Genomic DNA, 24,592 nt, shown 5'->3' on the forward strand with positions numbered 1-24,592 from the left:
GGATGTCGTTGTATTAATTATGCTCAGCAAACAAATGTTTGAATTTGCCCGCTAACCGGTTTTCCACCAACCCGATTTACAGCCTCTCCTGGTGCGAGAGGCCGACATTTATATCAATCGCCTGCAAGCGATGTCAAGCACTGAAGTCCGCGGAAGCCACGACACTGATGGTTTCCGCCGACCCGACTCGACTTTTAATGGGCAACAACACCCGGCTTTTTTACCTCTGCCTTACTGGCGGCAGTTTCAGTTATTTCAGCCACTGGAATCGCTGCAATTGGGGTCGGCATATGCTGTAGAGCTAACTCCAACACTTCATCTATCCAACGGACACACTTAATCGCCAAATTGCGTTTGATGTTTTCGGGGATCTCGGCGAGATCCTTTTCGTTTTCCGCCGGAATCACCACTGTCGCAATGCCGCCGCGATGCGCCGCCAGCAGCTTTTCTTTCAGTCCGCCAATCGGCAACACTTCACCGCGCAGGGTGATCTCACCGGTCATCGCCACATCAGCCCGTACCGGAATTTTGGTCAGCGCGGAAATAATCGCGGTACACATGCCAATACCGGCACTAGGCCCATCTTTTGGTGTCGCGCCTTCCGGTACATGAATGTGAATGTCATTTTTCTGAAACACATCGCTGTCGATACCCAAGATATTGGCACGACTCCTGACTACCGTAACGGCAGCCTCGATAGACTCTTTCATCACGTCACCCAGCTTACCTGTCGCTAGCTGCTTGCCCTTACCCGGCATTACCGCGGTTTCTATCGTCAGCAACTCACCACCGACTTCGGTCCATGCCAAACCTGTCACTTGACCAATTTGATCATTGTCCTCGGCGATACCATAACTAAACCGCCTGACACCCAGATATTTATCCAAAGTTTTTTCCGTAACAGCGATGCGGCTTTTACGGGACTTCAACAACAGATCTTTCACGACTTTCCGGCAAATTTTCGAGATTTCCCGCTCCAGTCCGCGCACACCCGCTTCACGTGTGTAGTATCTGACAATATCCTTAACCGCTGCTTCGGAGATATTAATTTCCGATTCCGCCAAACCGTTGTTTTTAATCTGTTTCGGAATTAAGAAACGCATGGCGATATTAATTTTTTCATCTTCGGTATATCCGGCCAAACGAATAATTTCCATCCTGTCCATCAAGGCAGGCGGGATATTCATGGTATTCGCGGTAGCTACGAACATGACATCGGACAAATCGAAATCGACTTCTAAATAATGATCGGAGAAGGTATGGTTTTGCTCGGGATCCAGCACTTCCAACAGCGCAGAAGCGGGATCACCGCGAAAATCCGCAGCCATTTTGTCGATCTCGTCCAGCAAGAACATGGGGTTACGGGTTTTGATTTTCGACAGATTTTGCAGGATTTTACCGGGCATAGAGCCGATATAGGTACGCCTATGCCCGCGAATTTCCGCTTCATCTCTAACCCCGCCTAAAGCCATCCGTACGTACTTGCGGTTGGTAGCCCGTGCAATCGACTGGCCAAGAGAGGTTTTACCAACCCCCGGAGGACCGACCAAACACAGAATAGGCCCTTTCAACGCTTTAACGCGTTGTTGAACGGCAAGGTATTCGAGTATCCGCTCTTTTACCTTGTCCAGCCCGTAATGTTCGGCTTCCAACACCTCTTCGGCAACTTTTAAATCGTGCCTAACCTTGGTTTTCTTTTTCCAAGGCACATTGACCATCCAATCAATATAATTGCGCACCACTGTCGCTTCCGCCGACATCGGTGACATCATTTTCAACTTATTCAGCTCGGCCGTAGCTTTGGTTTTGGCTTCGGCGGACATACCGGCAGCGGCAATTTTTCGCTCCAGTTCTTCAATCTCGTTGCTGGCTTCGTCCATCTCGCCCAGCTCTTTTTGAATAGCCTTCATTTGCTCATTCAAATAGTATTCGCGCTGATTTTTTTCCATCTGCTTTTTAACGCGGCCGCGAATTTTCTTTTCCATCTCCAGAATATCGACTTCGCCTTCCATCAACGTCATCAAATTTTCCAGCCGTTTGGCGACATCGACCATTTCCAGCATCAGCTGTTTTTCTTCAACCTTCAGGGCCATATGTGCGGCCATGGTGTCGGCTAAGCGGCTTGGGTCGTCGATACCCGCTAGTGAATTAAGCACTTCAGGCGGAATTTTATTATTCAATTTTACATACTGATCGAACGAGTTAATCGCGGTTCGCTGCAAAACTTCCGCTTCCTGTTCGGAGATATTTAATTCGTCGCTCAACTCGACCACGCTGGCCGCGCAATAATTATCAACTTCTTGGTATTTTGTTACGGAGCAACGCTGACTGCCTTCAACCAACACTTTCACAGTACCGTCCGGCAGTTTCAATAATTGCAGGATGTTGGCCAAGGTCCCGACCCTGTATAAGTCATCAAAACCCGGTTCATCGACATCGGCCTGCTTCTGGGCAATCAACAACACTTGCTTGTCTTGTTTTATGGCGGCATCAAGGGCATCAATCGACATGCCTCTACCGACAAACAATGGAATCACCATATGCGGATAGACCACCACGTCCCGTAACGGCAAGACAGGAATTAATTCATCTTTGGTTTTTAACTCGGTCATTTCATTTGCTCCCTTGAGCAGCTCAAAACATTGGATGTCATCCTATATGAGGATGAACTCCCAGAAAACAAGTATCTTTAATTTCAGGCAAAAAAAAGGGGGCTTTATTGAAAAAGCCCCCTTCAATTTGATTATTTCTCCGCGAGAACGCGAGGATACCTCAAAGCCCCATACTTAAGAAGCGTCGGAAGCCACCAGCTTTTGCTCAGCTTCGTAAACCAAAATGGGCTCAGAATTACCTAAAATGACGTTCTCATCAATCACGACTTTCGATATTTTATCGTTGGACGGCAATTCGTACATGGTATCCAACAACACGTTCTCGACTATCGTACGCAAACCTCTGGCACCGGTTTTTCGTTCCATGGATTTGCGGGCAATCGCCGCCAACGAATCATCCCTAAACTCCAGCTCCGCACCTTCCATTTCAAACAAATGCTTGTACTGCTTGATCAAAGCATTTTTGGGCTGTGTCAAAATTTGAATCAACGCCGCTTCATCCAACTCGTCCAGCGTGGCGATAACCGGCAGACGACCGACAAACTCCGGAATCAATCCGTATTTAATCAAATCCTCGGAACGCACATCGGCAAAGATCTCGCCGACATTACGTTTGTCGTCTTTGGTTTTAACTTCCGCAGAAAAACCGATGCCGCCCTTCTCGGTGCGATGTTTAATCACCTTATCCAAACCAGCAAAGGCTCCCCCGACGATAAACAAGATATTCGCAGTATTAACCTGCAAAAAATCCTGCTGTGGGTGCTTGCGACCGCCTTGCGGCGGGACAGAAGCAACAGTGCCTTCGATAAGCTTCAGCAAGGCCTGCTGCACACCTTCTCCGGACACGTCGCGAGTAATGGACGGATTATCGGATTTGCGGGAGATTTTATCGATTTCGTCGATATAAACGATACCTGTCTCCGCTTTTTCCACATCGTAATCGCACTTTTGCAGAATCTTCAAAATGATGTTTTCAACATCTTCACCGACATAACCGGCCTCGGTCAGTGTGGTGGCGTCTGCTATGGTGAAAGGCACATCCAGCAATCTAGCCAATGTTTCCGCTAACAAGGTTTTACCGGAACCGGTAGGCCCGATCAGCAAGATATTGCTTTTCGCCAACTCGACTTCGTTCTTTTTGCTGTTGCTGCGCAAGCGCTTGTAATGATTGTACACAGCTACGGCCAGAATTTTTTTGGCATTTTCCTGACCGATAACATAACCATCCAACTCTTGCTTGATTTCCTTCGGCTTAGGCAGCGCACCGCCGGCCACGGACATTTCATCTTCCAGCAACTCATCTCTGATAATGTCGTTGCACAATTCCACACATTCGTCGCAAACATAAACGGATGGACCTGCAATCAGTTTCCTGACTTCATTTTGACTTTTACCGCAAAAAGAACAGTAAAGAAGTTTTTCATCGTCTTTACCTTTCTTGTCTCTACTCATAGACAGACTCCACCGTGATACATTGCCTCGTCATGGCGATGAAATATATCAAAAACCAACATTCAAATCACATCGCACTCTTGACGAAGCGACGCGACACTTATCAGGCAATACGACTAGTTAATACTTTGTCGATCAAACCGTAATCAACCGCTTGCTGAGAACTCAGAAAGTTATCTCGATCCGTATCTTGCTGAATTTTTTCCAACGGTTGCCCGGTATGATGAGCCAGGATTTTATTCAATCGATCACGAATAGCCAAAATCTCCCGAGCGTGAATATCAAAATCCGATGCTTGGCCTTGAAAACCACCCAAAGGTTGATGAATCATCACCCTGGAATGAGGCAAACAATAGCGCTTGCCCTGCGCACCGCCCGCCAATAATAGAGCCCCCATACTGGCGGCCTGACCGATGCACATGGTGCTGACATCCGGCTTGATAAATTGCATGGTATCGTAGATCGACATACCTGCTGTCACCGAGCCGCCGGGAGAGTTGATATACAAGTGAATATCTTTATCCGGATTTTCAGATTCCAAGAATAGCAATTGCGCTACCACCAGATTCGCCGAGTAATCTTCCACTTGGCCAACTAGAAAAATTACCCGCTCTTTCAGCAAACGGGAATAAATATCGAACGATCTTTCCCCACGGGCTGTTTGTTCAACCACTATAGGCACTAGACCGCCCGCCGCTTGCGGCGCCATCATTTCGCTCATCACATTTTGGTTAAACACGTTTAGCCCTCATTCGTTACTGTTTTTCCATGACATCATCAAAACCAACTGTTACATCGGTGATTTTAGCCTGGCTGACAATCCATGCAACAGCTTGATCTTCTAAAACCATCTGCTGCACATCATTCAGCCTAGCCTTGTCGGCATAATACCAGTTCACAACGTCTTCGGGGCGCTCATAACTCTTCGCCATGTCATCAATTACCGCACGAACTTTATCGGCATCGACCTTGATGTCATTCTTTTGAATGATTTCACCCAAAATCAAGCCCAAGGCCACGCGGCGCTTGGCCTGACCTTCAAATGCATCCCTAGGCAAGTTCAGGTCTTCCAATTTCAAACGCATGTTTTTCGCGCGTTCGGCATAAGGTTTCATCAACGCTTGAATTTCTTGATCGATCAACGCGTTAGGCATCGCTATCACGATGTTTTCGTATAAGGCATCCATCACTGCATTTTTTAACTTGTTTTTCAGACCTTGGTTCAGCTCTCTCTCCATGTTAGCCCGAACATCGCTACGGAAACTTGCCGCTTCGCCGTCTTCAACACCATAAGCCTTGATAAATTCCGCATCGACGACAGGCAAAACCGGCTCTTCGACTTTAACCAACTCGATCTCAAATTCGGCAACTTTACCGGCTAATTTTTCGCTGTTGTATTGCTCTGGGAACGTCACAGAAAAGGTTTTGCTCGCACCGGCGACCAAGCCTTTCAATTCGTCTTCGAAACCGGGAATCATTTGTTTGCCGCCGATTTCCACCTGGTAATTTTCGACCTTACCGTCGGTAAAATTCTCGCCATCGGCCACGCCGGAGAAATGAATGGTTACCCGGTCAGCATCCTGCGAAGCGCGCTCGACAGTGTTCCAGGTTTTCTTTTGCTGACGCAGTTTTTCGATCATGTTATCGACATCGGCCTGTTCCACAGTTGCAAAAGGACGGTCCACTTTCAATTCGCTAACACTATCCAGTACGATCTCCGGATAGACTTCAAACTCGGCGATGTATTCAAAACCCTCGGCTTTCTCGGTAGGCTGGATATGCGGATGACCGGCAGGGTTCAAATCCTGTTGTTGCAGCGCTTCAAAATAAGTCGATTGAATCAAGTCGCCGGTTACTTCGTTTCTAACTCTATCGGCGTACAGCTTTTTCACCATGCTCGCCGGCACTTTACCCGGACGGAATCCATCCACTTTGACTTCGCGAGCGAGTTTTTTAAAGCGAGTTTCCATTTTCTCCTGAACCACGGCATCAGGAATGCTAACAGTCATTTTTCGGCTTAACTCTGATGTCTTCTCGACAGAAACTTGCATTGCATTACCTCAAAAAATTAAAAATACGGTTTTATATTTTGGGAGACCGGCCGGCGATGTTTAGATCTGGGGAACTTAAGGTCGTATCGTTACGAATAACGCAGGATATGGTGCGAGCGGGGAGACTCGAACTCCCACGGGGTTACCACTGGAACCTAAATCCAGCGCGTCTACCAATTTCGCCACGCTCGCTAAATAATTGAACGCGGCATTATAATCAGCCGCACTCTCAAAGACAACCTTATATTACTGACACTCCGTATGCACTCTTATCTTTCCCGCACAATTTTCGGAATTGCTTTTCTTGCGGCACTCAACAGCGCTGGGGCTTCAGCAGACGCGTTTACAGACTTCAACAACCCAATCACATTTGTAGCTCAACAACGTATCGTCTACGCGGCCATCGCCGCTAACGAAAGCGAACGCGAACACGGACTGATGTTTCGCCAGACACTTGCCGAAAACCAGGGCATGCTTTTTGTGTATCCAGATCAGACTCAGCGCGCAGTGTGGATGAAAAATACCTTACTGGCTTTGGATGTGGTGTTTTTAACCGGAGACGGCCGGATTGCAGGGCTGTTAAAAAATTTACAGCCCTGCCCCAGAGATCCGTGCCGGATTTACGATTCCAGAGTAGCGGCCAGATACATACTGGAACTGCCAGCGGGCTTTATCGAGAAACACGCAATCCAGGTCGGGCAAACAGTGGCACTTCCCTAGACTCAAGCCGGTCCGTTTGCGTCATCTGGATCACCCTCGTAAGGCGTGGCGTATTTGCACTCTTTCTGCGGACAGACTTTTTCGGTGCCGCGGCGCTTGGTGGTTTTTAAGGTCAGAATCGGCCAGTTGCAGTCCGGGCAACTTTCCTTGACCGGCGCGTCCCACAAGGCATAATCGCATTTCGGATATTCCGAGCAGGAATAAAAAATTTTCCCACTACGCGCCTTGCGTTTTAGGATCGCTCCGCTCTTGCACTGCGGACATTCAACCCCGGTATCGGAAGGCTTTTCCAAAGGTTCGATGTGCTTACATTTCGGATATCCACTACAGCCGACAAATTTTCCATACTTGCCAGTCTTTATAACCAGCGTCGACTCGCACTTGGGACACACTCTCCCTTCCACCACCTCCGGCTCGGCCGATGCGGCACCGGCGTTGTCATCACCCAAATTTCGAGTGTAGGAACAGGTCGGATAATTGGTACAGCCGATAAAGCGGCCATTCCGACCCAGGCGAATCGATAGCGGACTGCCGCATTCCGGGCACTGCTCGTCTATGCTTTCCTGCGTGACATCCTTGCGTTGTACACTTTCTTCTTTCTCGCTGATCAACTGCGTGAACGGCCGCCAAAAGTCGTCCATCAACGGAATCCAGTCCTTCTCTCCGCGCGACACCGCATCCAACTCGTCTTCGAGGTTGGCGGTAAAATTGTAATCGACGTATTTGGTAAAATGCTCGGTTAAGAATTTGTTGACGATACGCCCGACATCAGTCGGATAAAACCGCTTGTTATCGATGGTCACATATTCGCGGTTTTGCAAGGTCGAGATAATCGTCGCGTAGGTGGAGGGACGGCCAATGCCATGCTCTTCCAGGGCTTTGACCAGACTCGCCTCGCTGTAGCGAGGTGGCGGCTCGGTAAAATGCTGGGTGGCTGCAATCTCATTCAACACCACCGGCCGCCCTTCTTCCATCGGCGGCAACAGACTGTCCTGATCGTCCGCCGCTTCCTTGCTATCGTCCACACCTTCCAGATACACCTTCATGAAGCCGGGATTAGTCACCGTGGAACCGGTCGCGCGAAATACGTTTTTATCGCTACCGCAATTCAGATCGACAGCCACTTGATTCAAGGTGGCGTGGATCATCTGGCAAGCTACGGTGCGTTTCCAGATCAAATCGTAGAGTTTGAATTGCTCCGCACTGAGCCGATTTTTCACCTGCTCAGGCAAGCGTTGCACCGAAGTCGGACGTATCGCTTCGTGCGCTTCCTGAGCGTTTTTAGATTTGGTCTTGAAACGGCGCGGTTCTTTGGGCACATCATCGGCACCGTATTTTTCGGCGATCAGCGCGCGAATATCGGCCAATGCTTCTTCAGCCAGATTGACCGAATCGGTACGCATATACGAAATCAAACCAACGGTTTCGCCGCCCAGATCAATGCCTTCGTATAACTGTTGCGCCACCATCATCGTCCGTTTGGTGGTAAAACCCAGTTTGCGAGCTGCCTCCTGTTGTAAAGTCGAAGTGATGAACGGCGGCGCCGGATTTTTGCTGCGTTGCTTTTTCTCCAGCTTGGCAACGATCAACTGACCGTCGGCGGCATCCAGCAAGCTTTGTTTGACTTGATTGGCCTGCACTTCATCGGTAAAACTGAACTGATTCAGCTTTTCACCATTGAAATGCGTTAATTTGGCTTTAAACGGCAGCCCTTGCGCACTGGCTTCAGCGGTATGCGACCAGTATTCGCGGGTCTTGAACGCCTCGATCTCCATCTCACGTTCGACGATCATCCGCAACGCAGGGCTTTGCACGCGACCAGCGGATAAGCCGCGGCGGATTTTCTTCCATAGCAACGGCGATAGATTAAAACCAACCAAATAGTCTAAAGCCCGCCGCGCCTGTTGAGCGTTGACCAGATTATTAGATAACTCGGTGGGATGGGCGATAGCCTCAGTAACAGCTTTTTTGGTGATCTCATGAAACACCACCCGCAGCACTTCCTTGTCTTTTAACAGCTTTTTTTCTTTCAGATGCTCGAAAACATGCCAGGAAATCGCCTCACCCTCCCTATCCGGGTCAGTCGCCAAATAAAGGGTATCGACGTTTTTGATAGCTTTGCCTATCTCTTGCAGATGGCGTTGGTTGCGATCAATCACCTGGTATTTCATCGCAAAACCGTTTTCCGGATCTACAGCTCCCTCTTTGGGAATCAAATCTCGGACGTGGCCGTAGGAAGCCAATACCTGGAAGTCCTTACCCAGATACTTTTCTATGGTTTTGCATTTTGCCGGTGACTCTACAATGACTAAACTTTTGCTCATGCTGTCCGTAGAAAAATCAATGTAAAGAAGTAGGTATCAAATCGTAAACTATGTCTTCCATTCGGGAGAAAGCGGCGCTATCGCCGGGTTGACTTAATAACACCATCAATACAATCCATTTCAATTTATCCAGAGTAATATTTTCGTCTTTCAAGGCCATCGCCCGATCAATAGCGATCTCGCGATTGATCGGCGTCAAGATGCCGCTGTGCTCAAGATACATCAAGAAATTCCGGCACTCCATGTCGAACACGGAGATTTCCTGACCGCTAAAAATGCGGAACGACGATGAAACCGCCGGTGTGATGCTCTCAATTTCGGCTAAAGACTCCAGCCAATCGAACGCCTTATTGACATCAGGCTGCTGAAAACCCGCATCCAGCAACTCGCTGGCAATGACGGCAGTATCCGGATAGTTATCGCTGTCGCCATCCAGATAATTTTCAAACAGATAAATGAGCACATCGAAAATATCTTCTTTCATTAGAACCTTTATTTGACTCGGAGGTAGCCACCACCGGCAAGCGCGGCAATGTAGCCTTGTAACTCCAACACCAGCAGCGTCGAGGAAACTTCTTCCGCGGACCAACCGCTATCTTGCACCAGAGTATCGACCGTTGTGGGACTGTACGGAATCAATTTCAATAGATTTTGCTGCTCCAGGTCAAGCGAAGTCTGCGGCAATTCCGACTCGGCTCGCATATACCTTTGATTATAATGACCTAATTCCTCAAAAATATCTTGTGCGGTTTCGACTAATTTAGCTCCCTGGCGAATTAATGCATTGCAACCGCGCGCCAAAGGGTTATGAATCGAGCCGGGAATCGCAAAAACTTCCCGATTTTGCTCAAGCGCCAAACGCGCGGTAATCAACGACCCACTTTGCTGGGCCGCCTCCACCACCAACAAGCCGACGCACAAACCACTAATGATTCGGTTTCGCCGGGGAAAGTGATTGGCTTTGGCATTGGTACCCGGCGGAAACTCCGAAACCAAGGCGCCATGTTCGACAATTTGCGTAGCCAGCTGTTTATGACAAGCCGGATAAACTCGATCCAACCCAGTACCCGCCACGGCTATGGTCTGCCCGTTTACGTTTAACGCACCTTGGTGACTGGCAGCATCAATTCCCAAAGCCAAACCGCTAGTCACGGTAAAGCCGGCCTCGGCTAAAGCTTCGGCAAATTGAATTGCGGTGCTGATACCAACCGGCGACGGATTGCGACTACCGACCATTGCCAATTGCGGCTCTTGCAGTAAGGCTGGATTGCCTTTGACAAATAATATCGGCGGGGGATTGGCGATTTCTCGCAGTTGCGCCGGATAGTCGGCATCGTCCAAGGTCAATGCATAATTACCGGCTTGCTCCAACCAGCGAATGTCGTCTTCGACCTTTTGCCAATCCGGTTTTTGCAGAGCGTCGATCAATTTCTCGCTGAAACCCAAGCCAGTTAAAGTGGCTCGCGACGCGGAGAATATCTGCTCGGGCTCAAAATGCGCCAGCAAGCGCTGAATGGCCTGACTGCCGACGCCGGGACTACGCAGCATCGCCAGCCAGTACTTGATTTGCGGATTGAGTGCGGATTCCAAAACAGCTTAAACGGCAATCCAGAGCGAGTTAAAGCCTGCTGATGACAGATATCCCATTAGGGCGTCTGCACTCTATCCAACGTATGCATCGCGGCAGTTGCCTGCATCACCAACGCATAGCTGACGCGTTCGAACGGCCGAAACACCATCAACACACCAGCTAGCTCGTCCGGCATTTTCACCGCCACCGCTTCCTGAGATTGATACCTATCAACGATGACATGCCCTTTACGATACACATCCAAGGTGTGCCCCACCTCCAAACCGTCGGCAGTACCTTTGTCAATGACCACTACATCGTGTTGACCGATCTGCGACACGCCGCCCTTCACTTGAATGATGCTGCCCACCACCTGATGTTTAGGCGGCCTTGGAAAATAATTTAAAGCTAACTCTCCCTCCGAAGTAGGCATCAAGCGGTCGCCGCGTTGAATTTCCATATCGGATTTATTAATCAGCAAGGTGGCCGGATCACCCGGTTCCTGTAGCGTGGTATCAGCAATGTATTGCGCTTCGTAACCTAAAATTTCCTTGGTAACCGGACTGACATAGGCCTTGCCTGCTCGATAAATGGTATACCCCAAGCCGGATGGGTTTTCGATGGCCCTGACGTAAACCCCGTCTCCGGCGCCGGCGATCAAATGTTCGCCGACAAACCCGATGACATAAGGTGCGTGCTGCAACTCTTCCGCTGTTACGACTTTCGGCGAATTCAAGAATTGCACGATGGCATCGCTGGGGATCATTCTAATGGCTTGATCAATCTCCGACTCGCGCACTCGCGGCAACAGTTTTTCGTCATTGCCGTCCGGCGACAAACTCAGACGCGGCACGCCGTTTACATAAGAAAAGTACAAAGTGTCGCCCGGGTATATCCAATGCGGATCCTTGATTTGCGGATTGTTATGCCATAGCTGCGGCCATTCCCAAGGGTGCTGTAAAAACTTCCCGGAAATGTCCCACAAAGTATCACCTTTAACAACCGTGTACTGATCGGGATGATTGGGGTTTATTTTCAGCTCATCGGCCCAAGCCACTGCGGCAAAAACCAGTGGTATTAGTATTCCCAGTATCGCGCGAAAAAACATAATTTATCCTGCCAGAGCTTATAAAACCGTTCAAAATCCGCCGGACGAAGCGCCCAAACGCAAAATCGGCAAGCGTCAATATCTGGTGCATGCCGCTTAGCCCAAATTGAAACAAATGCGTAAAAAACCAACCATCGATTTGCCGCACAGTTTAGATTAATTCGGGCATTATGCCAGCACGAGCCGATCCAACCTAAACCCAGCCCTATTTAGTCTTCACGTTCAAACCCTGGGCAATTTCGGATAAAATCCCACTATTACAGTTAGCAAGTGGAGTAATGGGTGAGTATTCTTACAATTCTGGAGTTTCCCGATAAACGGCTGCGGACGGTCGCCGCCGAGGTGGACACAGTCGATGACGGCATCAAGACCTTGGTCGACAACATGATCGAGACCATGTATGCCGCCAAGGGAGTAGGCTTGGCCGCAACTCAGGTAAACGTGCATAAACGCGTTATAGTGATGGACGTCAGCGAGAACAAAGACGAACCGATCTGCCTGATCAACCCACAAATCATCGAGCGCGACGGTGTTGAAGAATCCGAGGAAGGTTGCCTGTCGGTACCCGGCTTTTTCGAAAAAGTCAGCCGCGCCGAACATATTAAAGTCAAGGCGCTAAACCGCGACGGCGAAAGTTTTGAATTGGAGGCCAGCGAATTACTGGCGGTGTGCATTCAACACGAAATGGATCATCTGGAAGGCAAGTTATTCGTCGATTATCTCTCGGCCTTCAAACGCAACCGCATTAAAGCCAAGCTGGATAAAATTCACAAGTCGCAGGGCTAATCAGGACATCTCATGAAAATCGTGTTTGCCGGTACGCCGGATTTTGCGGTTCCCACCTTGCAGGCCCTGCTGGATTCGCGGCATCAAGTCTGTGCGGTTTATACTCAGCCCGACAGGCCAGCCGGACGCGGCCGCAAGCTGACCGCCAGCCCGATCAAGGCACTGGCCATATCCGCCAATATCCCGGTTTATCAGCCGGAAAACTTCAAAAGCCCCGAATCGATTGCGCAATTAGCGTCGCTCAATGCTGATTTAATGGTCGTCGTGGCTTACGGCCTTATTTTGCCGCAAGCGGTATTGGACATTCCCAAGCAGGGCTGCATTAATGTTCATGGCTCGTTACTGCCGCGTTGGCGCGGCGCGGCGCCGATTCACCGTGCCGTTATGGCGGGCGACGCTAAAACCGGCATCACCATCATGAAAGTAGTAAAAAAACTCGATGCCGGCGACATGCTTTATAAAGCCGAATGCCCAATCAGTGCCGACGCCACCTCCAGCAGCCTGCACGATCAATTGGCGCACATGGGCGCCGAAGGGCTGGTTAAAGTGGTCGAGCAGATAGCCAATGGGTCGCTGCAAGCCGAACCGCAAGACGAGTCCCTAGTCACTTACGCCCACAAACTGGAAAAGCAGGAATCGAACTTGGACTGGCAAAACTCCGCTGTACAACTGGATCGTCAAGTACGTGGCCTGAACGCCTGGCCGGTGGCACAAACTCTCTATCAAGGCCAAGTGTTGCGCGTCTGGCGCAGCCAGGTGCTCGATAAAACCGCTGAGCAAGCCCCCGGCACCATCAGTTGCGCAGAACACGCTCTGGACGTAGCGACCGGTAACGGCGTGCTGCGCCTACTGGAAGTACAACTTCCCGGCGGTAAACGCATCGCCGGCAAAGATTTTATGAATGCCCATACGGCCGACCGCGTCATCCTAGGCCTATGAATCTGCGCGGCTGCTCTGCACAGATTCTCGCGCACGTCCTCAGCGACGGCCAATCGCTGACCGCCGCCCTGGAACATGGCCTACCCAAAATCAAGGACATCAAAGACCGGGCTTTCGTCCAAGCCTTGTGCTATGGGGTAATCCGTCATTATTACGCATTGGATTTTATGCTGGGCCGCCTGCTCAGCAAACCGCTCAAGCAAAAAGACGGCGACATTAAAGCCTTACTGCTAATCGGCTTGTATCAACTGCAACACATGCGGGTTAAATCGCACGCCGCCGTTTCGGAAACTGTAGCCGCCACCAGCCACAAACCCTGGGCCAAGTCCTTGGTTAACGCGATACTCAGACAATATTTACGCGACGCCGAAACCTTGCAACAAGCCTGTACCGCGGACAGTCAGGCCCGCTACAATCATCCGGGCTGGATGATTGATTTGCTCAGGCACGACTGGCCGGAACATTACGAAAAAATCCTGCACGCCAACGATCAAGCGCCGCCGATGGCTTTGCGCGTCAATCTGCTGCAAGGTAGCCGAGCCGCCTACGTAGACGATCTGACAGCGCAAGGTATCGCTGCGCAATTGGTAGACTGCTGCGAAACCGCGATCAGGCTGGACCAAGCCTTGGCCGTCGAGCAATTGCCGGGCTTTAGCCAAGGCCGCGTATCGGTACAAGACACGGCCGCGCAACTGGCGGCGGAACTGCTCGACGCGCTTCCTGGTCAGCAGGTGCTGGATTTATGTGCCGCGCCGGGCGGCAAAACCGCCGCCATTCTGGAGCGCCAACCGGCCTTGGCCGGACTGCTGGCGGTCGATATCGATCAACAGCGTCTGCAACGGGTGACCGACAATTTACAGCGTTTAAACTTGCACGCCGAGACCTTGGCCGCCGACGCCAGTGAGTCGGCGTCGTGGGCTAACAACCGCCAATTTGATCGGATACTGCTGGACGCCCCCTGCTCCGGCTTCGGTGTGATCCGCCGCCATCCCGACATCAAGTTGCTGCGCCGCGCGGACGACATTGCCGCTTTGCAAGCTCTGCAAGCCAGGATACTTGCTAACGCCTGGCAGCTGCTGAAACCTGGCGGCATCTTGCTCTACGCCACCTGCTCTGTATTGAAACAGGAAAACGAAGCGCAAATCGCCGCATTCCTTGCCGAACACACTGACGCCAGCGAAATTCATATCGACGCGCACTGGAGCATTGCGCGGCCACACGGCCGGCAAATCATCACTGGCGACCGGCAAATGGATGGCTTTTATTATGCCAAGCTTCATAAAGCCGATTAGGTGCTGGGCATTGATGATCTGCCTGCAAATTGCGCCAGGCGTGGCTGAAGCCGGGGATTATTCCGCGCGCATCGAATATGCCGATTTGGAACATGTCGATGGCGGTTATGACGTGCATGCTCATATCGATTATCGGCTCAGCCCGACTGCCAAGGAAGCGCTGCACAAAGGTGTGCGCTTAACCTGGGACGTAACGATAGAACTACGCCAGCCCGGCGCGTTGTGGGACACGATAATCCATAAACACAAACTGACGTACAGCCTGCAATTCCATGCCTTGCTGAATCAATATGTGGTGCAAACCCCGTTCGATCGCAGCGAAATGTTTTTAACCTTGAGCGCCGCAATGAATTTCATGGCGGCCGTGCATGACAGCACACCAATTCCCGCCGAACGCGTGACAGCCGGCACACCTTACCTGCTGGCGGTAAAAACTCAATTCAACCGCGAGCAGCTACCGATACCGCTGCGTCCGGTCGCCTATCTGGATAACCACTGGTTTCTTTCTAGCGCCTGGCACACATGGCCCATTCAAAAATAAAATTACCGGCCAGCGCCACCATTATTCTGCTGTTCGGCTTCGTATTGCTATCGCTGCAATTGATGAGCAGCGCCACCCAGGAATCATCGGAACTCGGCGAAATGTATTCCTGGCTATTGGTCATCAATACGCTGGGATCGGTGATTTTGCTGGGTTTGGTCGCGTTCAACGCCTATTCGTTGGTGCGGGAATTAAAGAAAAAGGAGGCCGGCTCTCGACTGACCACGCGCATGGTGTCCTTGTTCGTCTTGCTGGCCTTGGCGCCAGCGGCCATCGTGTTTTATTTCTCCGTGCAATTCCTGCATCAAGGCATAGACAGCTGGTTTAACGTTGAAATCGACCGGGCCATGGACGATGCCTTGGAGTTGAGCCAATCCTCACTGAATCAACGCATGAACTGGCATATCAAGCAAACCAAGCAAATGGCCGATCAACTCCGCGACAAATCGGAAGCCTTGATTGCCATGGAAGTCGGCTCGCTGTGGGCAGATTCTGGGGCGCTGGAAATTGCGGTATTTTCCAATCAAGGTCGGGTATTAGCGTCCAGCAGCGTCAATCCCAGCGATATTTTGCCGCATCTGCCCGACGAGCAAATCTGGCTGCTGCTGAGGCAGAATAAGGAATATTTTGCTTTCGACCCCGGCGATAACGATGAAATGCTGGTACGCATCATCGTCGCTATCGAAGCCGATCAAAGCCGGTTTTTGCAAGTGCTGTTTCCGATTCCGGTGCGGGTGACCGACCTGGCCGACTCGATAGAGTTTGCCTTCATTCGTTATCAGGAGATGAATTTCCTGCGCGACTCGCTGAAAACCAGCTTCTCGTTGATCCTGTTGCTGGTGTTACTGCTCAGCCTGCTGGCGGCCATTTGGGTAGCGTTTATCAGTATCCGCAACATCGTCGCGCCAGTAAAAGAATTGGTAAAAGGTACGCAAGCAGTCGCCGATGGCGATTATCAACAGCAGCTGCCGGTAATGAATCAGGACGACCTGGGTTTCCTGGTGGAATCCTTCAACCAGATGACCCGCCGTATCGCCCGCTCCCGTGACGAAACCCGTGCAGCCGGCCTGGAGGTGGAAAACCAGCGCGCCTATTTGGAAACCATACTCGCCAATCTGACCGCCGGCGTAATCAGTTTCGACGCGGCCTTTTACATCCGTACCGCCAATCAAGCCGCCTACCGGATTCTGCACATCCCGGTCAGCCATTTTGTTGGGGAGACGTTGCCAACCCTGGCGACCATGCACAGCGAACTGGCCGAGGTATTGAACGCGATCCAAAGCTTGCTGGAAAAAGCCGACGACATCTGGGAGCAACGCATCGTGTTTCTCGGCCCCAACGGCCGCCAGGAGTTGTTGTGCCGAGGTACGCCGCTGTTCTCGCAGCACGGTGCCCGAACCGGCGCGGTCGTGGTATTCGACGACGTCACCGACCTGATTCAGGCGCAAAAAAACGCAGCCTGGGGCGAAGTGGCGCGACGTCTGGCGCATGAGATCAAAAACCCGTTGACGCCGATCCAGCTGTCGGCCGAACGCTTGCAGCACAAGCTATCCAAGGAATTACAGGACGGTTCCGCCGAATTTCTGCAACGCGGCACCCGCACCATCGTCCAGCAAGTGGAAGCGATGAAGCGGATGGTGGACGATTTTTCCGAGTACGCCCGCCCATCCAAGAAACAGGTGGAAAAAATCAATCTGGTCGATCTGATTCAGGAAGTCATGGCCTTATACCTGCCGTCCGGCATCATTTTCAGCACGGCATTCGCCAGCAACAGAGTACTGGTCGAAGCCGATCCGGTCAGCCTGCGCCAAGTACTACACAATCTGATAAAAAACGCCCAAGAGGCCACCACGGCCCCCTGCCGCATCGAGATCAAAATCGCCAAAGTCAGCCGCAATAACACCGACTATGTCGAATTGGGCATCTACGATAACGGCAACGGCCTGAACGCGGAACAGCTTGAAACCATTTTCGACCCCTATGTGACCAGCAAAGCCAAAGGTACCGGTTTGGGCTTGGCCATCGTCAAAAAGATCGTCGAAGAACATGGCGGGGTGATTTGGGTGGATACGTCTTATAATGGCGGCGCGGGGTTTTTACTCCAGCTGCCGGTTTTTGAATTTGGGAACTTTAAATGAATAAGCAAGCACCGTACATTTTGGTGGTCGATGACGAGCAGGACATTCGTCAGTTGGTGTCCGAAATTCTTGAGGATGAAGGCTACGATGTCGCCATGGCGGAAAACGCCACGGAAGCCAAAGCCCTGAAAAATCAGCGCCCGCCTAATCTGATCCTGCTGGACATCTGGATGCCCGACAGCGACGGCATCACCCTGCTGCGGGAATGGGTTAGCGAAGACGACGCACTATGTCCGGTGATCATGATGTCCGGGCATGCCTCGGTGGAATCGGCGGTGGAAGCAACTCGGCTTGGCGCTTACGACTTTCTGGAAAAACCGCTATCGCTGGCTAAGTTATTGTTGATCGTCGAACGCGCGCTGGAGACCAGTTCCTTACAGCGCGAGAACGCCGGCTTGAAACAACAGCTGATGATAGGCGTGGACCCGGTCGGCAAAAGCGCAGTAGTGGAACGCACCAAAGACAAGTTAAAACGCTTGGCGCAACACGATGCCCGCGTGTTATTTGTTGGTGAAGCCGGGGTCGGCAAGGAAATGTTCGCCCGCTACCTACACAATAATAGTTCGCGGCGCGATGGATCGTTCGTCGATGTATCGGTTGGCAGTATTTCGCCGGAAAACTCGGCGGTGGAATTTTTCGGCCGCGAAGATAATGGCCGGGTTTATCGCGGCTTGTTGGAACAAGCCCATCGCGGCACGCTATTTCTGGGCGAAATCGGAGGCATGGATCCGGAAACTCAAACTCGCTTGCTTAGCGCGCTGGAATCCAGCTCGTTCCTGCGGGTTGGCGGCAGTCAGGCTGTGCGCGTCGATGTGCGCGTAGTCGCGTCTACCCGCATGTCTTTGGAAGAAGAAGTCAACAGCGGCCGCTTCCGTCAGGATTTATATTATTTGCTGAATGTGGTGACGCTGGAGATTCCGCCGCTTCGCGAACACAGTGAAGACGTACCCAGCTTATTGAATTTTTACGTCGATCATTTCGTTACCCAAGAAAAGCTGCCGTTCCGACGTTTCTCGATGGCAGCGCAAAATTATTTGCGTAATTACAGCTGGCCGGGTAATGTGCGCGAACTGCGTAACTTGGTACAGCGTCTGATGATACTAGGCGCGGGCGACGACATTGAGTTGGACGAGGTCAAAACCGCACTGGGATCGATCGCCGAGCAACCCAAGCTGGGCCTGAATGTACCGGAGTTTTTCAATTTGCCGCTGAAGGAAGCCCGCGACCATTTTGAAAAATCCTACCTGGAATATCATTTCGAAAAAACCGGCGGCAGCGTCGCCAAGCTGGCATCAGCGATCGGTATGGAGCGTACACATTTGTACCGAAAACTCCATTCCCTGAAAATTAAGCTTTAATTTGACTTGAAGTTAACGCCCCTATTAAGTACAATTCACGGTTTTTATAGCCTCAACAGACTAAAAAGCAAAGATGAAAACATTTAGTGCAAAGCCCGCAGAAGTTAAGCGCGATTGGTACGTGATTGATGCAGAAGGAAAGACATTAGGTCGCCTTGCTACTGAAATTGCACGACGTCTTCGCGGAAAACACAAACCCGAATTCACACCACACGTTGACACCGGCGATTACATCATCGTCATCAACGCCGAAAAAATCGGCGTTACCGGCAACAAAGAAAAAGACAAAATGTACTACCACCACACTGGTTATGTCGGTAACATGAAGTCAGCTTCTTTGGGTAAGTTAAGACAAACTTTCCCGGACAGAATCATCACCACCGCCGTACAAGGCATGCTGCCCAAAAATCCATTGGGTCGCGCCATGTTCAAAAAATTGAAAGTTTACGCAGGTTCTGAGCATAATCATCAATCTCAGCAACCTAAAGTTTTAGAATTCTAAGCAGGTAGATAGTTTATGGCAGCTCAATACTACGGAACAGGTCGTCGCAAAAGCGCAATCGCTCGCGTCTACGCCACCATCGGTTCAGGAAAATTCACTATCAACAAACAACCTGTTGAACAATATTTCGGCCGCAAGACTGACGAAATGATTGCCAGACAACCTTTGGAGTTGTTGGGCAAAACCGGTGATTTCGACATCAACATTATCGTTACCGGCGGCGGCCCATCAGGCCAAGCTGGCGCGATCCGTCACGGTCTGACCCGTGCACTGATGGTTTTCGACGAAACCTTGAGACCGTCACTGAGAAAAGCCGGTTACGTCACTCGCGACGCTCGTGAAGTTGAACGTAAGAAAGTCGGTCTGCACAAAGCCAGAAAACGTCCTCAATACTCAAAACGTTAAGCGTTCCTTTATTGGGAACAAAAAAAAGCCGCTGCAAAGCGGCTTTTTTTGTGCCTGTCGCAACCGCCAAACTACTTAACGCTATACGCGGCAAGCGTAGCCCTGATCTTTCCAGCCAACGTATCGATACCATGCTGGGTGACTTTCTGATGATTACCCTTCAACTCGATATCGTAACGCGCTACCGCCGCCCGTTGCTTCACGTCGACCAGATAAACCCACAGATACGAAAATAAAAAGCTCGGTTTGCTGTGCTGACTGACCAGCACCCAATCCGCCCCCTGCCGCCGACCCAAGTCCGCTGCCAAATCGTGAAATCGGAACAAATAACCGAAACTAGCGTTAGCGACTTTCTGACTATCCGCATCGACAACTCTGATTTGATAATTACCTGACCGACTCAAGGCTTCCATCAACAAAGGCGCCATGCTCGAAGTGCGGGTTATTTCCTCCGGCGTGTTCGGCAGCGACGTTATGTCATTCAATTCGAAACCCAAAACCGCTATCTGCGGCACGGCATTGGCCGGCGTGGAGAAAATAGCCGCAGCCAATGACATACATTTGATGGAGTGAACGCTAGTCATAAAGCCTCCGACGCCGAACGTGACGCCGCTGAAGCCAGCAAATCCCGCTCCAATCCAGCCACGCCGTCGCTTATAGCCTGACGCACAAACTCAAGCAGATCTTGGCTTTCAGCCTCCGCTTCAATATCCACCACCCACTCCACCACGCTACCGCCATCAACCGTCTCCCCAACCGCCACAGTTCCCAAATAATGACTCACCGCAAACGGCGATTCGATGCGGTTGTATTGAAATCGCCGGCAATCATGATCGATTAGCTCAATCCTGTCAGTCATTTCCCCGCCCGCTGCCAAAATCAAAATTCGTGTGGCCCCGACGCCATTTCCTATCACACGACAAGCGGCAATCACTGGAAACCATCGTTCCAGACCGCCGATACCGGCTATCGCCGCCCATACTGTTTCCGCCGATATAGACATGGTTCTGCTGACTGTCACTTTTTTAAGCATCTTTGATCTCCCAATTAAGCTGATTTAGAAAATCTCAGCTTAAGCAAGCAGCCGCCAGCGGTAAGCCGAAATTTGCCCGAATAACTCGGGCAAATTGCCCGGGTCTTACCATCAAGCTATTCAGCATCAACTCAACTATCTAAAATGCCTGCCAAACTGCCGTCACCGGCTTTTCAGCGCGCGACGAACCGATCATGAATCTAAAACTGTATTTGTTAACCCGCATTACGGCGGTAGCCTTACTGTGTTTATTGGCCACGCTGACGTATGTATTGCAGCGCAGCGCGCAACAATCGGCAGCGCAAGCGCAAAGCACCTTGGCCGCGCTAGGCAAACAACTGGAGTTTCAATTATTGAAAGTAAGTGCCGGGGAAAAACTGACCAATCCCTTCCCGGATTTTGATTTATGGAAACAGACCGGCAGCGAGCCGGGCATTTGCGCCAGTTATCTGGCCAATGACGGCGAAACGATGCGTAACTACTGCAAAGGCATCGACCTATCCACTCATCACTATCCCAAGCATTTTGCGGAGCTATACCGACGACTTTTCGGGCCGGAATTCGACTGGCAACGGCCGATAACCTACGACAGCCAGGTTTACGGGGTATTAACGGTTTCGGTTAGCGCCGAATTGTCGATAGCCCGCGCTTGGGATGATGCCCGGGATTTACTGGCATTGTCGGCAGCAACCATCACGACGGTTTGCCTGCTGGTTTATTTAGCCGTCAGCCGCGCCCTGCTCCCGGCTCAGGCTATTGTGGAAGGACTAAACCGGCTCAGCTCGGGCGATTTGGCGTTCCGGCTACCCAATTTCGACTTACTCGAATGGCGACAAACCGCGACAGCAATCAACCGACTCGCCGAAAACCAGCAACAACTCTTAGCGGAACGGCAAAAACTGGCAGTGATGTTGATGAACTTGCAAGAAGAGGAACGCCGCTATCTGGCGCGAGAACTTCACGACGAATTAGGCCAATGTCTGACTGCAATCCACGCCGTTGCGGCCGGCATCTCCCAAACCGCCCAACAACGATGCCCGGAGCTAGTCACAGAAGCTGAACAAATCTCCCGATTTACGCAAGCCATGCAAAACAGCTTGCGTGGCTTATTGACGCGCTTACGACCGACGGAATTGGAAGAATTAGGCCTGGACGCCAGCCTGCGTAGCCTGATAACTAGCTGGAACGGTCTAGGTAAAACGCACTACAGCCTGCACATCAACGGCGATTGCAGAATGCTGACGGAGCCGCTGGCGATCAGTCTGTTTCGCATCACCCAGGAAGCCGTCAGTAATATCGCCAAACATGCCTCTGCCAGCCAAGCCGTTATTACCCTAACAGTCGACGGCACTCAGGCATCGATTACCATACAAGACGACGGCAACGCCATCGCTTTGCCGTTTGCTGCACACCATGGCATAGGTTTGCTGGGCATGCGTGAACGCGTAGCCGCCTTAAACGGCCAATTTTCTTTGCACCTGGCCAAGCCGCATGGCTTGATAATCCAAGCCCGCTTGCCAATCGAGCAGCCGGAGAGCGCCGAATGAATAAGCAAACCACTATCAATATTTTGCTGGTAGACGATCACGCCATAGTCCGGGAAGGCTACCGTTCCTTAATCAGCAAACAAGCGGACCTGAAGGTCATTGCTGAAGCTGCGAACGGCGTCGACGCTTATCGCCTCTACAAGGAATGCCAACCCGACGTGGTGGTTACCGATTTAACCATGCCCGGCTTAAGCGGCCTGGAATTGATAGGACGAATCAAACAGCGCGACAACAAAGCCAGGATACTGGTATTCAGCATGCATCAAAATCCCAGCTTTGCCCGCCAAGCCTGCCGCGCCGGCGCCTTGGGTTATGTCACGAAAAGCAGTGCACCGGATCTGCTGTTGCAGGCGATACGGGACATCTACCTTCGCAGGCATACGCTCAGCACCGACATCGCCCAAGCGTTGGCGTTGGAAAAACTCGGCAATGAATCCACGGCGCTGAATAGTTTAACGGCCAGAGAATTCGAAATTCTGCGACTGCTGGTCGAAGCCAACAGCCAGGGCGCCATTGCCAAAACCTTGAATATCAGCCCTAAAACCGTTGCCAACTGTCATTACCTGATCAAAAACAAGCTGGGGGTGAACAGCGACATCGAGTTAACCCGGTTAGCAATCAAACTCAATGTGCTTAGCTTGCTGGACTTGGCGGATCCGGCGCAAGCCACCCTCGCACCAGTGACCAACCCACTTATCAATTAATTGATCGCATATTGTTCGCGTGCCTCCAGCGCTTCCGCCAACGCCAAATGGCCCGCCGCGTCAAACAATATGCGCTGCTCGGTGAAAAACTCGGCAGCGGCGTCGATGGCGTCCATGATCACCGCGACCACAAAGCGCTCAGCGTGAGTGGATGCCACCATTTTCTCCGGTACGGCACATTCTATCCGCAACGTCTGCGAGGCTTTATCAAACGAATGCAAACGCAAACCTTCGAAATCGGCTTTTTCCTGGCGGCTGGGTAATAAAAATATCAAATCCAGAATCGGCGCCCGTTTTTGAATCGGCTCCTCGCGGAACCTTGCCAAATCGACGGCGGTTTTGATAATGGCTTTGGCGATGACACTCTCGTCAAGCGCGCGGTCCGGCATCATGGATGCAATGTGTATAGTCATATCAACCTCTCTAAGTAACCCGTTTTTAGTCTACTCAGCAAATACCATTCCAATATCCAGCTTTACAGTTAAGAAGCTCAAGTCAGGCCGACAATCAACGGTTAATGACAAATCAAGGGCAATGCGTTACTAAAAATTGAGTTGGCGGCATTAAGAGTTGGAACGGGTATTTGTTGTAAAGCCCACATAATCAGCATACCCAACAACGATAGACGCGACAATGGACTAAACGCAAAAGCCGGACCACTCATTGATGCGAAAAACTCAATCTATTGGCAGCGCTAACAGCCGCAAATTGTAATAACATGCCGGCGTGACTAGCGCCGCGCGACTAGCATCATCAACGTCTAATTCGTGAACCAGCCAAGTGTTTGCCGAACCGTATTCTGGCGGAATGGCTAGCAACTGCCCGCCCTTTTCCAATTGAAATTCGCATTGTTCTATTCCCAAAGCAATTCCCCTACCCACCGCTTTGACGAAAGCCTCTTTTTTGGTCCATAGTCGGTAAAACACCTCCAACCGAGCATCCACCGACAATTGGCACCAATCCTGATATTCTTGATGGGAAAAACAACGCTCCGCCAGCCTATCGAGACGCTGCCGCGGCCTACAGGTCTCGATATCGACACCAATATCGGCGAAATCTGCAACCGCTAATAATAAAGTATCGGCACTATGCGAAAGGTTAAAATGTAGCGCACCGCCAATCAAAGCAGGCTTGCCATAATGCCCTGTTTCGAACACCAGGGAAGATGGCTCTACATCAAGATAGCCAGCCAGAATTTGCCGCAAAAAACCGCGCACCGCAAGGTAACGGTCCAGCAATAAGGCTGACTTGAATACCTCTGCTTTGCATCTCTCGTCATCTGTCAACAATCCGGTCAATTGTCGCAACGCCGTTGCCGGTACGCGCATATCCCCATGCCAAACATCGACAAAATACTGTTTCACCATTTCTCTCTTACTGTATAAACCTATCTATTTACTAACAATCCCAAGCAAAACCCTTGGTTTTCCTTGACGAAAAGGGTCAAAAACAGTAGCTTATCCAACCTTTTTTGTAAAATCTGCATTTCCCCGATCGATTAGTTTTTTGA

The 24,592-nt window shown here is 51.0% G+C and carries 23 protein-coding genes and 1 tRNA gene; 11 read left to right on the top strand and 13 right to left on the bottom strand.

Annotated elements, in window-relative coordinates:
* Positions 1-194: 194 nt before the first annotated feature.
* From lon to METH11B_RS0109820, 5 genes are all read right to left on the bottom strand, one after another.
* Complete coding sequence (gene lon / locus METH11B_RS0109800) at positions 195-2,612, bottom strand: endopeptidase La (RefSeq protein ID WP_026601893.1); 2,418 nt, start codon at positions 2,610-2,612, stop codon at positions 195-197.
* Between the two features lie 174 nt (positions 2,613-2,786).
* A complete protein-coding gene (clpX, locus tag METH11B_RS0109805; protein WP_020482927.1) occupies positions 2,787-4,064 on the bottom strand; it encodes an ATP-dependent Clp protease ATP-binding subunit ClpX in 1,278 nt (425 codons plus the stop codon).
* Positions 4,065-4,167: 103 nt separating this feature from the next.
* The gene (clpP, locus tag METH11B_RS0109810; protein ID WP_197027017.1) at positions 4,168-4,773 is read right to left on the bottom strand and encodes an ATP-dependent Clp endopeptidase proteolytic subunit ClpP; all 606 of its coding nucleotides are present in this window, start codon (positions 4,771-4,773) and stop codon (positions 4,168-4,170) included.
* A 46-nt stretch (positions 4,774-4,819) separates the two neighbouring features.
* Positions 4,820-6,115 carry a trigger factor gene (gene tig / locus METH11B_RS0109815; protein ID WP_036275775.1) on the bottom strand — a complete coding sequence of 432 codons (1,296 nt, stop codon included), beginning with the start codon at positions 6,113-6,115 and terminating at the stop codon, positions 4,820-4,822.
* 108 nt (positions 6,116-6,223) lie between these two features.
* A tRNA-Leu gene (locus METH11B_RS0109820) sits at positions 6,224-6,307 on the bottom strand.
* A 69-nt stretch (positions 6,308-6,376) separates the two neighbouring features.
* Between METH11B_RS0109820 and METH11B_RS26625 the strand changes: the two genes are divergently transcribed.
* Positions 6,377-6,835, top strand: a complete 459-nt coding sequence (locus METH11B_RS26625) for a DUF192 domain-containing protein (RefSeq protein WP_026601895.1) — start codon at positions 6,377-6,379, stop codon at positions 6,833-6,835.
* 2 nt (positions 6,836-6,837) lie between these two features.
* On the opposite strand, the gene topA is transcribed toward METH11B_RS26625, so the two are convergent.
* The 4 genes from topA to METH11B_RS0109845 are packed head-to-tail and all read right to left on the bottom strand — an operon-like array spanning position 6,838 to position 11,837.
* Entirely contained in the window at positions 6,838-9,159 is a 2,322-nt protein-coding gene (gene topA, locus METH11B_RS0109830) for a type I DNA topoisomerase (protein WP_026601896.1), read from the bottom strand.
* 16 nt (positions 9,160-9,175) lie between these two features.
* Complete coding sequence (locus tag METH11B_RS0109835; protein WP_020482932.1) at positions 9,176-9,643, bottom strand: DUF494 family protein; 468 nt, start codon at positions 9,641-9,643, stop codon at positions 9,176-9,178.
* A gap of 8 nt (positions 9,644-9,651) precedes the next feature.
* Positions 9,652-10,749, bottom strand: coding sequence for a DNA-processing protein DprA (gene dprA / locus METH11B_RS0109840; RefSeq protein WP_026601897.1), 1,098 nt, complete (start codon positions 10,747-10,749; stop codon positions 9,652-9,654).
* 56 nt (positions 10,750-10,805) lie between these two features.
* Positions 10,806-11,837 (bottom strand): LysM peptidoglycan-binding domain-containing protein, encoded by a 1,032-nt coding sequence (locus METH11B_RS0109845; RefSeq protein WP_026601898.1) that lies wholly within the window; start codon positions 11,835-11,837, stop codon positions 10,806-10,808.
* A 282-nt stretch (positions 11,838-12,119) separates the two neighbouring features.
* On the opposite strand from METH11B_RS0109845, the gene def reads away from it, so the two are divergent.
* The 8 genes from def (at position 12,120) to rpsI (ending at position 19,798) form a co-directional block, all read left to right on the top strand.
* Positions 12,120-12,623, top strand: a complete 504-nt coding sequence (gene def / locus METH11B_RS0109850) for a peptide deformylase (RefSeq protein ID WP_020482935.1) — start codon at positions 12,120-12,122, stop codon at positions 12,621-12,623.
* 12 nt (positions 12,624-12,635) lie between these two features.
* Complete coding sequence (fmt, locus tag METH11B_RS0109855) at positions 12,636-13,562, top strand: methionyl-tRNA formyltransferase (protein WP_026601899.1); 927 nt, start codon at positions 12,636-12,638, stop codon at positions 13,560-13,562.
* A complete protein-coding gene (gene rsmB / locus METH11B_RS0109860) occupies positions 13,559-14,854 on the top strand; it encodes a 16S rRNA (cytosine(967)-C(5))-methyltransferase RsmB (protein ID WP_026601900.1) in 1,296 nt (431 codons plus the stop codon). The genes fmt and rsmB overlap by 4 nt, the downstream gene beginning before the upstream one ends.
* A gap of 13 nt (positions 14,855-14,867) precedes the next feature.
* Positions 14,868-15,395, top strand: coding sequence for a DUF4390 domain-containing protein (locus tag METH11B_RS0109865; protein ID WP_026601901.1), 528 nt, complete (start codon positions 14,868-14,870; stop codon positions 15,393-15,395).
* Positions 15,377-17,533, top strand: a complete 2,157-nt coding sequence (locus METH11B_RS0109870) for a sensor histidine kinase (protein WP_026601902.1) — start codon at positions 15,377-15,379, stop codon at positions 17,531-17,533. Before METH11B_RS0109865 ends, METH11B_RS0109870 begins: the two co-directional genes overlap by 19 nt.
* The gene (locus METH11B_RS0109875; RefSeq protein ID WP_026601903.1) at positions 17,530-18,891 is read left to right on the top strand and encodes a sigma-54-dependent transcriptional regulator; all 1,362 of its coding nucleotides are present in this window, start codon (positions 17,530-17,532) and stop codon (positions 18,889-18,891) included. The genes METH11B_RS0109870 and METH11B_RS0109875 overlap by 4 nt, the downstream gene beginning before the upstream one ends.
* 73 nt (positions 18,892-18,964) lie before the next feature.
* On the top strand, positions 18,965-19,393 hold the full coding sequence (gene rplM / locus METH11B_RS0109880; RefSeq protein WP_026601904.1) for a 50S ribosomal protein L13: 429 nt from the start codon (positions 18,965-18,967) through the stop codon (positions 19,391-19,393).
* 15 nt (positions 19,394-19,408) lie between these two features.
* Positions 19,409-19,798, top strand: a complete 390-nt coding sequence (gene rpsI / locus METH11B_RS0109885) for a 30S ribosomal protein S9 (RefSeq protein WP_020482942.1) — start codon at positions 19,409-19,411, stop codon at positions 19,796-19,798.
* A 71-nt stretch (positions 19,799-19,869) separates the two neighbouring features.
* On the opposite strand, the gene METH11B_RS0109890 is transcribed toward rpsI, so the two are convergent.
* A complete protein-coding gene (locus METH11B_RS0109890) occupies positions 19,870-20,382 on the bottom strand; it encodes a DUF2380 domain-containing protein (RefSeq protein WP_036275779.1) in 513 nt (170 codons plus the stop codon).
* Positions 20,379-20,831 (bottom strand): SRPBCC family protein, encoded by a 453-nt coding sequence (locus tag METH11B_RS0109895; RefSeq protein WP_026601906.1) that lies wholly within the window; start codon positions 20,829-20,831, stop codon positions 20,379-20,381. The genes METH11B_RS0109890 and METH11B_RS0109895 overlap by 4 nt, the downstream gene beginning before the upstream one ends.
* Before the next feature lie 194 nt (positions 20,832-21,025).
* Here METH11B_RS0109895 and METH11B_RS0109900 point away from each other — a divergent pair, with 194 nt between their 5' ends.
* Both METH11B_RS0109900 and METH11B_RS0109905 read left to right on the top strand, forming a co-directional pair.
* On the top strand, positions 21,026-22,378 hold the full coding sequence (locus METH11B_RS0109900) for a sensor histidine kinase (RefSeq protein ID WP_026601907.1): 1,353 nt from the start codon (positions 21,026-21,028) through the stop codon (positions 22,376-22,378).
* Positions 22,375-23,082, top strand: coding sequence for a response regulator (locus METH11B_RS0109905; RefSeq protein ID WP_026601908.1), 708 nt, complete (start codon positions 22,375-22,377; stop codon positions 23,080-23,082). The genes METH11B_RS0109900 and METH11B_RS0109905 overlap by 4 nt, the downstream gene beginning before the upstream one ends.
* Here METH11B_RS0109905 and METH11B_RS0109910 read toward each other — a convergent pair.
* Positions 23,079-23,495, bottom strand: a complete 417-nt coding sequence (locus METH11B_RS0109910) for a hypothetical protein (RefSeq protein WP_026601909.1) — start codon at positions 23,493-23,495, stop codon at positions 23,079-23,081. The genes METH11B_RS0109905 and METH11B_RS0109910 overlap by 4 nt on opposite strands.
* Positions 23,496-23,759: 264 nt before the next feature.
* Positions 23,760-24,449, bottom strand: a complete 690-nt coding sequence (locus METH11B_RS0109915) for a 4'-phosphopantetheinyl transferase family protein (protein WP_026601910.1) — start codon at positions 24,447-24,449, stop codon at positions 23,760-23,762.
* Between the last annotated feature and the right edge of the window lie 143 nt (positions 24,450-24,592).

Origin of the sequence: Methylomonas sp. 11b, from assembly GCF_000515215.1 — a bacterium.
In the GTDB taxonomy this organism is placed as follows: domain Bacteria; phylum Pseudomonadota; class Gammaproteobacteria; order Methylococcales; family Methylomonadaceae; genus Methylomonas.

Coding starts and splice junctions, on each gene's coding strand:
- tig (WP_036275775.1), bottom strand. CDS start 6,115: ATGCAAGTTTCTGTCGAGAAGACATCAGAGTTAAGCCGAAAAATGACT.
- METH11B_RS0109900 (WP_026601907.1), top strand. CDS start 21,026: ATGAATCTAAAACTGTATTTGTTAACCCGCATTACGGCGGTAGCCTTA.
- METH11B_RS0109915 (WP_026601910.1), bottom strand. CDS start 24,449: ATGGTGAAACAGTATTTTGTCGATGTTTGGCATGGGGATATGCGCGTA.
- METH11B_RS0109870 (WP_026601902.1), top strand. CDS start 15,377: ATGGCCCATTCAAAAATAAAATTACCGGCCAGCGCCACCATTATTCTG.
- METH11B_RS0109835 (WP_020482932.1), bottom strand. CDS start 9,643: ATGAAAGAAGATATTTTCGATGTGCTCATTTATCTGTTTGAAAATTAT.
- METH11B_RS0109875 (WP_026601903.1), top strand. CDS start 17,530: ATGAATAAGCAAGCACCGTACATTTTGGTGGTCGATGACGAGCAGGAC.
- METH11B_RS0109910 (WP_026601909.1), bottom strand. CDS start 23,495: ATGACTATACACATTGCATCCATGATGCCGGACCGCGCGCTTGACGAG.
- topA (WP_026601896.1), bottom strand. CDS start 9,159: ATGAGCAAAAGTTTAGTCATTGTAGAGTCACCGGCAAAATGCAAAACC.
- rpsI (WP_020482942.1), top strand. CDS start 19,409: ATGGCAGCTCAATACTACGGAACAGGTCGTCGCAAAAGCGCAATCGCT.
- lon (WP_026601893.1), bottom strand. CDS start 2,612: ATGACCGAGTTAAAAACCAAAGATGAATTAATTCCTGTCTTGCCGTTA.
- fmt (WP_026601899.1), top strand. CDS start 12,636: ATGAAAATCGTGTTTGCCGGTACGCCGGATTTTGCGGTTCCCACCTTG.
- METH11B_RS0109895 (WP_026601906.1), bottom strand. CDS start 20,831: ATGCTTAAAAAAGTGACAGTCAGCAGAACCATGTCTATATCGGCGGAA.
- METH11B_RS26625 (WP_026601895.1), top strand. CDS start 6,377: ATGCACTCTTATCTTTCCCGCACAATTTTCGGAATTGCTTTTCTTGCG.
- rsmB (WP_026601900.1), top strand. CDS start 13,559: ATGAATCTGCGCGGCTGCTCTGCACAGATTCTCGCGCACGTCCTCAGC.
- METH11B_RS0109865 (WP_026601901.1), top strand. CDS start 14,868: ATGATCTGCCTGCAAATTGCGCCAGGCGTGGCTGAAGCCGGGGATTAT.
- METH11B_RS0109905 (WP_026601908.1), top strand. CDS start 22,375: ATGAATAAGCAAACCACTATCAATATTTTGCTGGTAGACGATCACGCC.
- clpX (WP_020482927.1), bottom strand. CDS start 4,064: ATGAGTAGAGACAAGAAAGGTAAAGACGATGAAAAACTTCTTTACTGT.
- clpP (WP_197027017.1), bottom strand. CDS start 4,773: ATGGCGCCGCAAGCGGCGGGCGGTCTAGTGCCTATAGTGGTTGAACAA.
- METH11B_RS0109845 (WP_026601898.1), bottom strand. CDS start 11,837: ATGTTTTTTCGCGCGATACTGGGAATACTAATACCACTGGTTTTTGCC.
- METH11B_RS0109890 (WP_036275779.1), bottom strand. CDS start 20,382: ATGACTAGCGTTCACTCCATCAAATGTATGTCATTGGCTGCGGCTATT.
- rplM (WP_026601904.1), top strand. CDS start 18,965: ATGAAAACATTTAGTGCAAAGCCCGCAGAAGTTAAGCGCGATTGGTAC.